10 protein-coding genes and 1 pseudogene are annotated in these 15,307 nt (G+C 67.9%); 7 read left to right on the top strand and 4 right to left on the bottom strand.

Annotation, left to right across the window (positions count from 1 at the left end; genetic code table 11):
- Positions 1-452: 452 nt before the first annotated feature.
- The 3 genes from H7A69_RS08415 to H7A69_RS08425 all read left to right on the top strand — a co-directional run bounded on the left by H7A69_RS08415 (position 453) and on the right by H7A69_RS08425 (position 3,023).
- Positions 453-989, top strand: coding sequence for a sigma-70 family RNA polymerase sigma factor (locus tag H7A69_RS08415; protein WP_182046641.1), 537 nt, complete (start codon positions 453-455; stop codon positions 987-989).
- Between the two features lie 140 nt (positions 990-1,129).
- Positions 1,130-2,443: a PP2C family protein-serine/threonine phosphatase gene (locus H7A69_RS08420; protein WP_182046642.1), complete on the top strand. Its 1,314-nt coding sequence runs from the start codon at positions 1,130-1,132 to the stop codon at positions 2,441-2,443.
- Between the two features lie 151 nt (positions 2,444-2,594).
- Positions 2,595-3,023 (top strand): hypothetical protein, encoded by a 429-nt coding sequence (locus H7A69_RS08425; protein WP_182046643.1) that lies wholly within the window; start codon positions 2,595-2,597, stop codon positions 3,021-3,023.
- Here the strand turns inward: H7A69_RS08425 and H7A69_RS08430 are convergent.
- Positions 3,020-3,467: pseudogene (locus tag H7A69_RS08430) on the bottom strand (recombinase family protein); the annotation flags it as partial. The gene H7A69_RS08425 and the pseudogene H7A69_RS08430 sit on opposite strands and share 4 nt — an antisense overlap.
- Before the next feature lie 626 nt (positions 3,468-4,093).
- Here H7A69_RS08430 and H7A69_RS08435 point away from each other — a divergent pair.
- Entirely contained in the window at positions 4,094-9,865 is a 5,772-nt protein-coding gene (locus tag H7A69_RS08435; RefSeq protein WP_259346146.1) for a beta-1,3-glucanase family protein, read from the top strand.
- Positions 9,862-10,485: a hypothetical protein gene (locus tag H7A69_RS08440; RefSeq protein WP_182046645.1), complete on the top strand. Its 624-nt coding sequence runs from the start codon at positions 9,862-9,864 to the stop codon at positions 10,483-10,485. The genes H7A69_RS08435 and H7A69_RS08440 overlap by 4 nt, the downstream gene beginning before the upstream one ends.
- A 613-nt stretch (positions 10,486-11,098) precedes the next feature.
- On the opposite strand, the gene H7A69_RS08445 is transcribed toward H7A69_RS08440, so the two are convergent.
- Entirely contained in the window at positions 11,099-11,503 is a 405-nt protein-coding gene (locus H7A69_RS08445; RefSeq protein WP_182046646.1) for a DUF4259 domain-containing protein, read from the bottom strand.
- A gap of 41 nt (positions 11,504-11,544) precedes the next feature.
- Between H7A69_RS08445 and H7A69_RS08450 the strand changes: the two genes are divergently transcribed.
- On the top strand, positions 11,545-13,290 hold the full coding sequence (locus tag H7A69_RS08450; protein ID WP_182046647.1) for an endo-1,4-beta-xylanase: 1,746 nt from the start codon (positions 11,545-11,547) through the stop codon (positions 13,288-13,290).
- A gap of 3 nt (positions 13,291-13,293) precedes the next feature.
- Here H7A69_RS08450 and H7A69_RS17275 read toward each other — a convergent pair whose 3' ends face one another.
- Positions 13,294-13,878, bottom strand: coding sequence for a TetR/AcrR family transcriptional regulator (locus tag H7A69_RS17275; protein ID WP_220456213.1), 585 nt, complete (start codon positions 13,876-13,878; stop codon positions 13,294-13,296).
- 76 nt (positions 13,879-13,954) lie between these two features.
- Here H7A69_RS17275 and H7A69_RS08460 point away from each other — a divergent pair, with 76 nt between their 5' ends.
- Positions 13,955-14,845 carry an NAD-dependent epimerase/dehydratase family protein gene (locus H7A69_RS08460; RefSeq protein WP_182046648.1) on the top strand — a complete coding sequence of 297 codons (891 nt, stop codon included), beginning with the start codon at positions 13,955-13,957 and terminating at the stop codon, positions 14,843-14,845.
- Between the two features lie 10 nt (positions 14,846-14,855).
- Here H7A69_RS08460 and H7A69_RS08465 read toward each other — a convergent pair whose 3' ends face one another.
- Positions 14,856-15,275: a BLUF domain-containing protein gene (locus tag H7A69_RS08465; protein WP_182046649.1), complete on the bottom strand. Its 420-nt coding sequence runs from the start codon at positions 15,273-15,275 to the stop codon at positions 14,856-14,858.
- Between the last annotated feature and the right edge of the window lie 32 nt (positions 15,276-15,307).

Here is a 15,307-nt window from a genome sequence, read left to right on the forward strand (position 1 = left end):
AGCGACGTGAGTACCGCTCTCCTTTAGGTCGTACCGTTCGGTCTCCGCGGTGGAGGCGGCGTCGTCTAGTCGAGACCCGCTATTGGTGCAGGCATCACCGCTCAGGCGGAGTGAGGCTTGGAGCGGAGCGTTCTGGGGTGGGGGACGCGGGGTGGCCCGAACGCTTCGCGTTCCTCACCTCTTGATGCGGTGACCGTCACTGTTCGTCTCGGGGTCTAGCCGCACCTGCGGCTCCGGGCGTACGGTGTCGGGCAACCCGGTTTGAGCAAGCTCCTGGGCCAGGTGTCACCAGCCGCGTGATGCCGCGGCGGTGCTGCCGGAACCAGGACCCGGCAGCACCGCCGAACATTGTGCAGGGCATCTTGCAGGTGTTGTCGTGCGAACCCTGGACTAGGGGAACCATGGTCTATGCGGCTCGCTCAAGGTGGTAGGGCACCGTCAGGGGGCTCCGCATGCATCAACCGCATGAGCACGTTCGTGCTGTCTCGGAGGTTTTCACTGCCGCGTATCGGCAGCACGCGGCAGGGCTGCGCGCGTTCATTACGACGATCATCATCGACCGGCACCTCGCCGAAGATGTGGTGCACGAGGCGTTCCTGGAGTGGTGGCGTCATCCTGACCGATTCGATCCCACCCGGGCCGTCGTGCAGTCGTGGCTGCGCACGATCGCGCATCGACGAGCTATCGACCGAATCCGCAGCCTTGAAGCTGCCCGAAGCCGCGACCTTCGAGCCGGGCTGCGTGAGTACCACAGTCTCAAGGACGGTATCGAGCACCTCGAGGTGCTGTTCTCGAGAGCTCAGCTCCGTGACGCGTTGGCGGCACTGACCGAGAAACAGCGTTCCGCGGTGCTGCTGCGCTACCTCGGAGAACGCAACACACCAGAAGTTGCCTTCGAGCTTGGCACCACCGTGGGGACTGCGAAAACGCGTGTCCGTGATGGTCTCGCTGCTCTACGAGCCCATCTTCAGCAATTGGCCGCCTTGTAGAGCGAAGGCGGTGCGGGACGCCCGTCGGGTATTTTTCGCAGCCGGTGTGAGACGCGCCGGGCCTGTCGCAACATCCTGCTGTGCTACCCCCCCCTTCGTGGGTCAGGTGCTGCGCGCCGGATTGGGTTGACTATGGAGTGATGACAAAGGCACCAGCACGGGACCGTGTTCGGGTATCCGACAACGGTTCGATTGTGGTGCCGAGGCTTCGCGCTGGGTGGGAGCCGCTCGCGAAGCAGGCCCTGGTTACCGTCCTGATCACGGCAGCTGCGGCAGCGAGCTCGGCCCTGCCCGCGTGGCTGCTGGTCAGTGACGTGACGTCCATGTGGGCTGGCGTTCTTCTCGCCGTGCTGCTGTTGCTGGTCACTGCCACGATGACTCGGTGGACCCAGCTGACGCGGCTCGAGATCGTGGTGCCGCTGGCGGATTTTGTTGCCGTCGGGCTGCTGCGGTTCGGTACGGGGCAGAGCCGGTCGGTGTTTCTTGGCATCATCGTGCTGCCCCTGATCTGGATCGCCGCTGGCCGAGGACGGTGGCGCGTCGGGGTTCCCCTGATCGCGACGTGCGTCACGTTGCTCATGCCGCTCGCGCTGGCCCCGGGGAATCCGCTGCCGGTCAGTGAGCTTGTCCGGCTTCTGGTCACCGTCACAGTGTTCGGAGCGGCGGCCGCGGTCGTCAACGAGCTGTCCCGCCGCTCACTGCTGCAACTCACCGCCTCCCAACGCTCTCACCAGCTTGCCGAGGACGAGATTACGCAAGGAGCGTTGGTGCAGCAGTCACTGCAGCCCCTTGACGGGTCCGCTCTACCACCGGCTGTCCACGTCGCGGGAGCCTGCGTGCCGGCGCGCACCGTCGGTGGTGACTTCTACGACTGGTATCCAACCCCGGACGGCGGCACCGCGCTCATCCTCGGTGACGTGATGGGTAAAGGCGTCGGCGCCGGCATGATCGCCACAGCAGTCCGAACCGTGATCCGCAGCAATCTCCACATCCCCGACCCCGCCGCCGCGTTCCAATCAACCTCCATCGGCCTCAGCACCGGCAACATGACGATGCTGAGCGCACAGTTCACGACCTGCTTCCATGCCCGTATCAGCGCCAACGGCACACTCCGCTGGGTCGACGCGGGGCACGGGCTCACGCTGCTGCGTCGGCACACGGGCGGCAGCGAGTTTCTGCGCTCGAAACATCTGCCGCTCGGCGTTGGCGCCGACTGGATGAGTACCGAAACCGAGCTCCTCACCGGAGACAGTATCGTGAGTGTCAGTGACGGCGTACTCGACCTCTTCGGTGATGACCCCGCTTCCATTGACCGGTACCAGGCGTTCATCAACGACCGGGACGACATCAACACCATCGTCGCGGACATCGCCGCCCTCGCCACCGACGGTGACCGGCTCGACGACGTCACCATCGTCGCAGCCACCTGGGGGGCACCACACGCAAGAGGCTGAACCAGCCCACCGACCACCCGGACCCTCACGCAACAAACACTGAGTGTCGTTTCCGCCGGTTCTCACCGCGAGAGCAGTGAGTACCGGTAGGCCACCGGCTATCTCTACTAATCCAGCATTCCCGTAACTACTCCGATCAGCAGGAGAGCGTGTGACTCGACGCAGCATCCGAGACGTTTACGAGGCATGGCGGGGGAGGAGGGCCGCGGCGCGCATCGTCGACGTCGCGCGCCAGCAGGACCACGACGAAGGTTTCGGAGCCGGCATGCTCGACCTGATGAGCGGGGTTGGGCTTCGCTCGACCGAGGCCGACGTCGTGCGTACCTTCGACCAGTTCTCCGCCACTATGCGGCAGCTCCGGGCACGCCTGACCGACCTTCCCGAGCTGTACCCGCAGGACGAGCAGACCACCACCTACAACGAACTCCGGTACTGGGGCGAGATAGCCGATTCGATCACGAGTCAGCTCGACGCCTGCACGCCCGGCGTGCGCTCGACGATCGCGGCGCAGCTCGTCGACGATCGCGCATGGCTCATCGCCACGCGCGAGCACTACGCCTGGTGTCCGCCCGAGGACTAGTCGCCGTCGACGCGGGGGAGCGTCAGGTCGGCGGCCGCCTCCACGGGGTGCCGGTCCAGAGCCCGGTACACCGTTGCCCGGCCGACTTTGAACAGCTCGACCAGCTCCGCGATTGAGTGGTCACCGGCGCGGTGGAGCGCCACCAGGTGCCGCTCCTGAGCGGGGGAGAGCTTGGGCTTCCGGCCCTTCACTTTGCCGCGGACCTTCGCCGTCGCCATGCCCTCCCGCGTGCGCGCGGATCAGGTCGGACTCGAACTCGGCCACCATGCCTAGGACGTTGAACAGCAGCCGGCCCACCGGGTCCGTGGGGTCGTAGACCGCACCACCGATGTTCAGCCGGACCTCCCGGCGTGTCAGCTCCTCGGTAATGTCTGTCGCGTCGCGCAACGATCGCGCGAGGCGATCGAGCTTCGTCACGACCAACGTGTCTTGCCTCTGGGCAGCGCCGTAGAGGTTTGCCCGTGGTGCAATCTGGTGCACCGCGACCTGTCCAAAGCTGGCTCAGCTTGGCTCGATTAGCCGGCGGAAGCCCTGTGTTCACAGCGATCCGACCATCGGTCTCGTCCGTGCGGAGGCGCGGCGATGGGTTCAAATCCCACCGGTACCGCCACGTGAACACAGAAGAGCCCCCTGCTTCGGCCGGGGGCTCTTCTGTGTTCCGGGCTTCTGTGTACTGGTGAGCGCCGCACGTCCCGAGGCCACGAGGAACGAGTTCGTGTGAGCGCTCCTCCTGAGCTCCACGAGCGGACGTCACCCGAGTCGATCTCGATCGCTGACTGAGCTGCGAAAGCGATCGAAGAGGACCGCGAGCGGGTCATGACGATGTCTTGCGAATGAACCGGGCCGCTCTCGGCCGGCGGCTCACCTGCGAACAGCGCCACGGTTCGACGTAGCGTCGCTCCTCCAGTCGAGTGCTGTGACCACTGCCCAATTTCGACTTGCGCTGCCTGGGTAGAACCTGGCAAAGCTCTCCCGATCGACCTTTGGTGTAACACGCAACTTCGCTCATCGTGCTGCACGGTCGGTTGACGGCGCTCCTACCCGAGGCGGCGCCCACTGGGGGAGAACCGATGTCCCGATCCGTCGCGCGCACGCGTACCGTCCTGGCTCTGATCGTCGCGTTCATCGTCGCGCTGACAAGCCTCTCACTGTCACCGCAAGCCGCGTTCGCGGCCGGGAACCTACCGTTCACCGTCACGAACAACTCAGGGTTGAGCGACGCCACGTACGTGTACGTGATGGCGCGCGATCAGGCATCGAACAAGCAGGGCTACGTCGACCAGGCCGGCACCTGGCATGCGTTCGACCTCCCGAGCTCCGTTCCGGACGGGACGCCGCCCCCCGCTGCACCCGACACGTCGATCCCGGGGCCGCGAAGCGGTGGGACGAGCACGATCCAGCTCCGTCAGGGGCTCGTCGCGGGTCGGATCTACATGTCGTTCCACGACAAGCTGAACTTCTTCCTCACCCCGGATGGACTCGTCGAGCCCGCCGGTTGGGTCGCCAGCGACCCCAACCACGGCACCATCTACGACTGGGTCGAGTTCGCACGCGACGGCGGCAACATCTTCATCAACACGACGATGGTCGACATGTTCAGCGTGCCGATCTCGGTGAGCGTGCACAACGCCGACGGCTCGAACGAGACGCAGGGCCGCCTCGTCGCGGGTGGTCGCAACAAGATCTTCCAGGCGTTGAAGAGCTACGGGTGGGGTGACCTCATCCAGTACCGCGACGGCAGCAAGCTCCCCGTCCGGGCTATGGCGCCGATCCACGGAGTCGAGCAGGGGTCGATCTCCGCCGGGTACTTCGACAAGTACGTGGGCGCGGCCTGGAGCTACTACACCAGCCATGACCTGACCGTGACGACTGCGCTGGGGGACTTCACCGGCCGCGTCAGCGGTTCGACGTTCACCTTCAAGGACAAGACCGGCGCCGTCGTGGGCCGCTTCAGCCCGCCCAGCACCACCGACATCTTCGCGTGCGAGAAGTCCGTTCAGCCTGCCGGTCAGCCCAACGAGACCGCAGCGCTCGCGATCGGTGCTCGCATCTGCGCCGCGCTGAACCGCGGCACCCTCTCCACGAGCAGCCACCAGGGCTCCGACACCCAGGCCACCCACAACGCGGCGGACTTCTACGGCCCCGGCGTCGACTCGAACCTGTACTCCAAGGCCATGCACCTCGCCGAAGCGAACGGCAATGCGTACGGCTTCGCATTCGACGACGTCGCGGAGTTCAGCCCGAGCATCAACTCCGGCAACCCGACCACGGCGAACATGACCGTCGCCCCGTTCAAGGGCGGCTCCAGCGGGGACCCCGGCCAGAAGGTCACCGCGTCCGTGGATTCGCTGTTCGGTCATCCGACCTGGAGCGGCTTCTCGGACGACCCGGTCAACGTCGCGACCGGCAACTACACCGACGACGAAGCACCGCTCGCCTACTCGAGTGTCTGGGCGCCGTCCGTGTCGATGACCTACAACTCGATGGACACTCGCGCCGGTCCGTTCGGCACCGGCTGGTCGTCCATGCTGCAAGAAGCGGTCACCAGCGCCAGCAACGGCGACGCCACCGTCCGCTGGCCCGACGGATCGACGCTGAAGTACACGCGACGCTCCGACGGGACGTTCGCAGCGCCGTCCGCAGCAGTCGCGCAGCTGACCCGCTCCAGCACGGGATGGGCGACGACGCGGAAGGACGGCAGCGGCGAGACCTTCGACACGGCCGGCCGGATCACCGCGTTGCACGATCAGAATGCTCACACCGTCACGCTTGCTCGGAACTCCAGTAACCAGGTGACCACCATCACCGGTGACAACCACGCGCAGACCATCACACTGACGTGGGCCGGCTCGCACATCACCCGCGCGACGACCGCCGACAAGCGCTCCGCGACCTTCACCTACAACGGCGCCTCGCTCTCCGCGATCACGGATCCCGCCGGGAAGACGAAGCGCTTCGGTGCTGACTCCAACGGACGCCTCACCACCATCACCGACGCGGACAGCACCCTCCTCGTCACAAACCGCTACGACGCGAACGGCCGCGTCATCGAACAGGCCCGACCAGGCAGCCCCACCGAGCAGTTCGCGTACGACACCGCCAACGGCACCACGGACGTCACAACTGCCGACAAATCGGCCTCCATGCACTACACGTTCAACGCCGACGGTCGACTGCTCTCCACGACCTCCGCCGACGGCACGACGTCGATGGTGGCGTACGACGCCAACGGCAACCCGTCGAAGACGACCGACCGCGCCGGCGTGGAGTCCGACTCCACCTACACCGCAGACGGGCAGCTGCAGTCGCAGACGACCGACGGCGTCACGACGACCTACGAGCACGACAGCCGCGGCCGGACGACCAAGGTCACGAAGGACGGCAAGACCGTCGCGTACACCTACGGGACGTCGACCATCCCGACCGGTGCCACCATGCCCGACGGCTCTAAGGCCTCGTTCGCGGTCAGCGGGTCGCAGCTGACCAGCAGCACCGACGCCGACGGCAAGACCAGCCGGTACACCTACACCGCCAGCGGGAAGGTTGCATCCATCACCACGCCCACGGGCGACACCACCAGCTACACCTACGACGCAGCCGGGAACACCACTGTCGTCACCGCTCCGGGCAATCGGGTGACGAAGTACGAGTACGACGCCGCCGGCCGCCAGACCAAGGCGACCGCGCCCAGCGGCGGTGTGACGGTCACCTCCTACACCGCCGCAGGCCGCGTTGCCTCGACCACGGACCCCGACGGCGCGACCACCGCCTACACCTACGACAACGCCGGCCGGCTGAGCATCGCCACCGCGGCCGACGGCGGCAAGACGAAGTACGCGTACGACACAGCAGGCGACCTCACCACCGTTACCGACCCCGCCGGCACCGCCACGAACTACAGCTACGACGACTTCGGCCGCGTTGCCAAGAGCACGACCGGGACGCAGTCCACCAGCTACACCTACGACGCCAACGGCCGCGCCACACTTACCGCAACCGGTGCGCAGAGCACGTCCCAGCAGTACGACGCCGCCGGGAACGTCATCTCCTCCACCGACGCCAACGGCGCAATGACCCGGTACGGCTACGACAGCCTGGGCAACCAGACCCGAGCCATCGCAGCTGACGGCACCGTGACCGCCTCCCAGTACGACGCTGTCGGCAACCAGACCAGCGTCCGCGACCCGCTCGGATTCACCTCCACCGCGACCTACTCCGCGGCAGGACTCCTCACCGCCTCCACTGACCCCATGGGCTTCACCACCCACTACGGCTACGACGACGCTGGCCGGAACACCTCGGTGGAAAAGGCCGGCGGACACACCTGGGCATACGCGTACAACGCAGCCGGGCAGGTCTCGACCGCGACCAGCCCGACAGGCCTCGTCACCACCTACGGCTACGACGCGGACGGCAACACCACCAGCGTCACCACGCCCGGCCGTGGGACCACGAAGACGACCTACAGCCCCGCCGGTAAGGTGCTCACCCGCACCGACGCGAACGGAGCGAAGTCCTCCTTCACCTACGACACCGCCGGGCGCCTGCACACCGCCACCGACGCCAACGGCGACACCACCACGTACGCCTACGACGCCTCCGGGCAGCTGACGAAGCAGACCGACCCGCGAGGTGGCGACACCAGCTACACGTACGACGCCGCCGGGCAGCTGACCAAGAAGACCGACCCGCTGGGCCGCGCTACCACGTACACGTACGACGCTGCCGGCAACGTCCTCAAGGAGACGGACCCGGACGGGAAGGCGACGAGCTTCGGCTACGACGCGACCGGGCTGCTCCTCGAGCGCACTGATCCGTCGGGTGCGAAGACGACCTGGGCGTACAACGTCACCGGGCAGCGGACGTCCATGACCGACGCCACCGGCACGACGAAGTACCTCTACGACGCCGACGCCCGACTCACCAAGCTCGACAACCCCAACGGCCACACGTTCAACTTCACCTACGACGGTGACGGACGCCCCGCCACCATCACCTACCCCGACGGCACCGTCCTCTCCTACGGCCGTGACGCCGACGGCAACCTCGCCGCAGTCAGCGACAACCACGGCAACGCCGTCTACTACACAGTCGACGCGGACGGCCGCGTCACCCGTGAAGGGTCCGCAGCCGGCACCGTCCGCACGTTCACCTACCTCGACGGCGAACTGTCGAAGTACACCGAGCAGCTCACCACCACCGCACCGACCGTCACCACCGAGATCGGCCGAGGGGCCACTGGGCAGGTCACCTCAACCCTCCGCGACGGTCAGAACACCCGGTACGGCTACGACGACGGAGGCCAGCTGACCTCCGTCGACGCCCCCGGCACCGACGACGACCAGACCTACACCTACGACGACGCCGGCAACCGCGCGACGAAAGTGCAGGCCGGCACAACCGATAGTTACGTCTACGACGCCGCGAACGAACTCACGAAGATCAACCGCGGCAGCAGCACCCGCAGCACCTTCACCTACGACGGCGCCGGTCGACTCGCGTCGCAAGACGACGCGGACGGCAGCAGCCTCAAGCTGACCTACGACGGAGCAGCCGCACCGACCAAGGTCAGCCGGGGAACCGCAGGCGGCAGGACGGACACTGACCTCGCGCGCGACGGCGACGGCGTCCTGACCGGTATCGACACCACCGGCCCGGACGGAAGCGCCTCGACGAGCCTCGACTGGTTCGAGACCCAAGGGCAGCTGCAGCCCCTCACCAGCACGTCCGATGGAACGACGACCGACTTCTACTACGGAAGTGGGAGCACCCGCCTGCAGTCAGCGGCGGGAGCAGCAGCGACGGACCTGTCCCGGGACTACCTCGGGTCGGCGCTCAACCCCGGCACCGATGGTGCTGCATCCACCAGCTACGACGCATACGGCACCGGGACCAAGGCACCGACCGGCGGCTTCGGCTACCGGGGAGCGCTGAGCGTCGACGGGCTGCTCATGCTCGGCGCCCGCGCCTACGACCCGAGCACCGGACGCTTCACGGCCACCGACCCGCTCGGACCAGTCGCCGGCAGTGCCGCCACGACGACCCCGTACCCGTACGCCAACAACGATCCGCTGAACCTCATCGACCCGCTCGGCCTCCGAGCGACAAGCGACGACGCATTCAACAACGCGGCCGCGGGCTTCTTCGACGGCGTCACCTTCGGTCTCACCCGCTACGGGCGCCAGGCAGCACAGAAGTACTGGGGCTGGGAAGACAACGTCAACTACACCTCCGGGTCGTACAAGGCAGGCAACGTCACCGGAGCTGTCGCGGGCATCGTCGTCGTCTCCGTGGCTACTGGCGGCACAGGCGGTGCAGTCATCGCGGGAGCGTACGTCAGTGCCACCATCACTAACTCCGAAGCAGCAGTCCTCGAGAACCGTCAGGCGAGCCTTCAGGAGCTCGGGACCAACGCAACTCTTGGAGCCGTTACCTTCGGTGCGGCTAGCGAGATCAGAACTGCTTCGTCGACGGTGCTCGCTGCGGGTCGTCTCAGCGGTAGCGCCGAGTCCATCGCATCCAACATTGCGAAGGTGCCTGCTGTCGGAGGGGAAAGTGCGGCCGCCAGCATCGGTCGGGCGATGCACAGCCGTTTCGACCGCTGGATCGAAGAGCAGGCGGCCCTAGACCCGAAGTGGCGGCCGGGGCTGAGATCCGGTCCGAATCGACCGGACGGCTTCTATGGATCGGTGCCGGTGGAGCTGAAGCCGAACACGCCAAGCGGTCTGAGTAAGGGGCGCACTCAGCTGCGTCGGTATATGAATGCCTTCGACTCGGAGGTCGGCTACCTCTACGTCTACGACGACTACGGCAACTTCACCCTCAAGGAGACTCTGAAATGACGAGGCGGGAGCAACTCGGTCGCCTGTACGACGAGGTCGGCATGGCATTCGAAAGTCATACCTTCAGCAGGATCGCGTCGAACCGCTGGAAGCGGAGCAAGGAAGGGTTCGAGGAGATCATCGAAGTTTCGGCTCTTCGTGGGCGCTATAATCTTGCGTGGTCTTTGACCGCGCCAGCGGCGGCGGACGTGTGGTGGGGGGAAGCTCCGAAACGGAACGACGATAGCGTCGAGTGGGGGCTGTTAGCGAGTGACATCAACACGACTCTTTGGCCGTCGCGGCAGCCGGAGGTGACGGATGAGATTCTCCGCTCGGACGAGGTGCCGGATCTTCTCCCGATCGCTCAAGCCCTATGCAAGCGGTTGGATCCACTCGAATCGCCGTCGGACGTGCAACGGCTCCTCGAAGCCGGTCCGGAGAACGACTCGATTCCGTTCGTGCATCCAACCTCAGCGAATGCGCGGAAGATGTTGGCTGCGGTTTTTTCGCCCTCTAGTGAGTGGAGCAGCGACGATGACGGGATTTTCTTATCAGCGGCCGCGGCATTGCGCGACTCGGCCTCAGAGCCTTGGGTCGGGCGGATCGCCCGATATCGAAGCCGCGCCATCGCCGGGGCGTAGAACGAAAGTCCCTCATCGCGCGGCTGCTGTCCTTCGGTCGTCGTGCCGATGTGTAGCGAACGTCGTTCAGACGTTCACCTACAACGGTGCGCAGCAGATGGGTTGCCGGGTTGGAGCCGTGGCTTGAGCACTGGCACGACGCAGAACAAGTGGCCGGAGCTGACTTGGAAGGCCTCGGCCGCAAACCGGGAGGGTGCATTGAGGTCCTTATGTTCACCGCGAGTTCCCGGGTACATATCGCATGAGGCCTTCTGACCTGGGCTTCGGGCGGTGAGGGGAAAACGAGGGTGAACCCAGGGGAAACACAGGCTGAGGCAGTCGCCGAGGGTCCCTCGATCCGCACCACCGTGCTGGCCCACGAGACCTGCAAATGACCCGCCACAGAAAGCCCCCGTGCAAGCGGGGGTTTTCTCGTTCCCGGGAGTGTTCTTGGTGCGGATCTCTCCCCGGACGCACCGGGCTCTGGTGACAGGCGATCAGCCCAAACGGGGAAGCGAACGTCGTTCAGCGACGCGCCTGGTTGCGGGATCGACCGGCTGACCCGGGGACCAGGCCGTGTGCCGCTGGTTCGCTCCGGTTCGGTGGACCGACGGCGCGACGGTGAATCCGTCGCTCACCGCTCCTCGAGCGCTGCGAGCAGGCGACGCAGCGAATCCTGCCAGTCGCTCGACTCGGTCTCGGCCCACAGTTCGGCGAGCTCCCCGTCTGGACGCGCAGCGTCGTGCACCGCCTGGATCGCTCGGTCCGCAAGACGGCGACTCGGTCTGCGCGCGCGGCCGACGATCCGCTTGATGCTCTCGGTGTAGGCGTCGGTCTGCGTGGGACGACCGAGCCCGTGGGCGACGACCTCCGCCGCTGCGATGGCTGTGGCAGCGGTGTCGCTGTCGAGGGTGTCGCCGAGCTTCGCCGCGGTCGAGAAGGCGGCCTTGACGACCGTCCACCGTCGCTCGCCGTCGAGTTCTGCGACGAAGTCGGCGGCTGCATCGTTGCCGATCGGCTCGGCGCTCCAGGTCCCCATGCCGCAAGCGTAGGACGCTCCCCGTCCCGTAGTCTCCGAGCATGCGGACCGCGCCCGACGACCGACCACGGTCGGGGTCCCGACGACGCCCCGCGGGACAGCGGAGCCGGAGCTGGTCGGCCGGTGGGCTGGTCGCCGTCGCGCTCCTCCTGACGGGCTGCAGTACGACGCCACAGCCGGTCGAGCGGGACACGGTCGTCGACCTCCTGCACCAGGACTGGCAGCACGTGCCCGGCATCGCCCCCGACGGCGACGCGCTCCGGGTGACGCAGACCGCCCGCCGGATCGTCGAGCAGGACGGCGGCGGAGGGCAGCCGGATCCGCCCGTGAACCTCTTCGGCGCACACCTGTCGGCCGACGGGGACTTCTCGCTCAGCACGACGCTGCGGGACGTGATCGCCGACGCGACCCTGGCCGTGTTCGACAGCCCGCCGGTCATCGCGGACGAGTTCCGCATCGAACCGGCCGGCATCCACCTCAGGCTCCGTGGGGACGACCTCGAGGTCGCGGTCTTCGACGGCTCGCCGCAGCGCGACGCGGCACATCCTCGGCCGGCACACGACGAGCACGTGCGGGTGGACGACCCCGAGGCGGAACTGACCGTGCAGCGTTCCGGCGACGACCTCGCGGTGACGAGCGGTGGCGACACCGTGATCTCGCTGCCGCTCGGGGACGCGTTCGACTCGGGCGAGCTCTGGCTGGGGTTGTCGAGCGACGAGGGATCGTTCACGGTGTCCTCGCTCACCGCTGCGGCGCCGGCGGGGGACTCCCTGGCCGTCGAGGGGCCCGTCGCCGCGGACGCGGACCGGTCTCCGGACGGACTCCAGTCGCTCGCGGCACGGGTGCGGCCGGGCTTCCGGATCGGTGCGGCGGTGGCGCTCGGGCCGCTCGCCGCGGACCGGCAGTACGCGCGCCACTTCGTGGGGAACTTCGGGGCCCTGACCCCGGAGAACGCGATGAAGCCGCAGGCGCTCGCTCCGCGCCAGGGCGTGTACACGTTCGAGGAGGCGGACGCCCTGCTCGACCTCGCGGCGAGCGAGGACATCTCGGTGCACGGCCACACCATCGCCTTCACGGAGGCGATGCCGCGGTGGATGCGGGACCTCCCCACCGACTCCGCGGAGGACCGTCGTGCCAGTGCGGACGCCCTGCTCGACTACGTGCGGACGGTGGTCACCCACTTCCGGGGCCGGCTCGACTCGCTCGACGTGGTGAACGAGCCGTTCGACGTCGACCAGGGGACCGACCTGCAGGAGAACGTCTGGTACCGGGTGTTCGGTGCCTCCTACCCGGTGGTCGTGTCGAAGGCGGTGCACGACGCGGACCCGGACGTCCGGCAGTTCATCAACGAGAACGGGGCCGACGTGCCCGGGCCCCGCCAGGACGCCCTCCGCCGACTCGCGCTCGACACGAACGCGCAGGGCGGGCACATCGCCGGTGTCGGTCTGCAGGCGCACGTCTACGACCTCGACACCGACACCGTGTCGGCCGACGACCTCACCACGACGCTCGAACGGTTCGCCGACGCCGGTCTGCTCGTCCGGATCTCCGAGAACGACGTCACCGACAGCGAGGGCCAGGACGCCCAGGCCGAGCAGTACGCCACGATCCTGGCGACGTGCCTCCGCTCCGAGGCCTGCGTCTCGTACACGACGTGGGGCGTCGACGACCGGTACGACTGGTTCACCGACGAGGACGGCCGCCTGCAGCAGGGACACGACCTGCTCTTCGACGACGGCAGCCCGACGCCCGCGTACGACGCACTACGGGAGGCGCTCGCCGGCTGAGCGTCAGCCGGTCCGCACCGCCGGGTCCGCCGCGGCCGCGCGCAGGTGCGCGAGCTCCTCGGCCACCAGCGGTCGGAGGTCCGCGCCCGGCGCCGCGACGGTCCACCGGTCGAAGCCGTCGTAGTAGGCGCGGACGGCGGCCCAGGCGAGGACCGCGGCCCGGGCGTCGTCCTGCAGTCGGTTCCGGAGCGCGTGCTCGAGCGCCTCGGTGATGACGAAGCGCTTGTGCACGGCGCGCTCACGCAGGGCCTCGCTCGACGCCGTCAGCTCGGCGATGGCGGCTCCGACGGCCTGCTGCTCGGGCACGTGCTCAGCGACGAGTGCATCGAGCACCGCCTCGACGAGCGCGGCGCCGTCGAGGTCGTCCGGGGCGTCGCCGACCACGCGTCGGACCGTGTCGACGGTGGCCGCCTGCCCCTGGAACAGGATCTCCCGCTTGTCCGCGAAGAGCCGGAAGAGCGTCGCCTTCGTCAGCCCGGCGCGCTCGGCGATCTGTGCGGCGGTGGTCCGGTCGTAGCCCTGCTCGCCGAAGAGCGCGAGCGCCGCGTCGAGCAGCCGCCCGCGCGGGTCCGGTTCCCAGCGCGCCACGCTCCGATCCTAGTCGATGCGACTCGGTCTCGTCGGGTGTAGTGACGAGACCAAGTCTCATCACGAAGGAGTACTCATGCGCATCTTCATCACCGGCGCCACCGGATGGATCGGGAGCGCCCTCGTCGGCGACCTGCTCGCTCGCGGACACGACGTCGTGGGCCTCGCCCGGTCGGACGACTCGGAGGAACGGCTCCACACCATGGGCGCGCGGTCGGTCCGCGGGGACATGACCGACCACGACCGCATCGTCGAGCAGGTCCGGCTCGCGGACGCCACGGCGCACCTGGCCTTCACCCTCGACTTCGGCGCGTTCGAGGAGACGATCGACAACGAGGTCGCCCTGCTGGCCGCCGTCGGTGACGCCCTCGCGGACAGCGGCAGGGCCTTCTTCGCCGCTTCCGGGACGCCCACGAACGCCGCGGGGACGGCCACCGAGGACGACCCGCTCGACCCGGACGGACCGGCGGGAGCCCGGGCGCGGACCGCCTCGGCGGTGCTCGGCCTCGCCGACCGCGGGATCCGGGCCGGGCTCGTGCGGATGCCGCGGACGGTGCACGGAGAGGGCGACCGCAACGGACTCATCGCGGCGCTCGTCGGCCTCGATCGGCAGCTCGGCGTGGCGGCGTACGTCGGTGACGGTCGGAACCGGTGGCCGGCGGTGCACGTCGGCGATGCCGCGCGGCTCGTCCGCGCGGCCCTCGAGGGCGCCCCCGCCGGTGCCGTCCTGCACGCCGTCGCCGAGGAGGGCGTCCGGATGCGCGACGTCGCCGAGGTGATCGGACGGCGGACCGGCCTGCCGGTGGGAGCCGTCGACCCGACGGAGCTCGGCGTGTTCGGCGCGCTGCTCGGCGGGGACCAGCCGGCGTCGAGTGTGCGGACGCGGGGGGTCGTCGACTGGCGTCCGACGGGGCCGACCCTGCTCGAGGACCTCGAGGCGGGGTACTACACGGACGGACGCGCCTGATCGGGAGCGGTCAGCGACCGGCCGGACGGAACCAGCGGATGAGTTCGCGGAGGGCCGGCAGGGAGCTGAACTGCGTGCCGTCCCCGGCGTCGAGGTCCTCGAAGGTCGTCCGGTAGCCCGGCGCCTGCTCGACGTCGGTGTCCTGGGCGGGGTAGCCCATCGTCCACTCCGGGAACTGCCGCTCCTCGATGAGCTCCTCGGTCAGCACGGTGACCTTCGTGTGGCGCTCGTCGTGCTTGATCGTGGCCATCTTGTCGCGGACGGCCTGGTCCGGCCCCTCGAGCAGCTGCAGGAAGTAGCCGTTGCGGAAGAGCAGGACACCGGTGATGTCGTTCCGTTCGTTGGCGCGCCGGCTCTGCGCGAGCAGTCCGGCGAGGTCGTCGTCGTCCAGCGATCGGGTGGCGACGCTCGAGTAGATGAGGGACAGCATCGGGTCTCCTTGGTGGGGGAGTGGTCAGTCAA

The sequence above is a fragment of the Curtobacterium sp. ME26 genome, from assembly GCF_903970945.1.
Classification (GTDB): domain Bacteria; phylum Actinomycetota; class Actinomycetes; order Actinomycetales; family Microbacteriaceae; genus Curtobacterium; species Curtobacterium citri.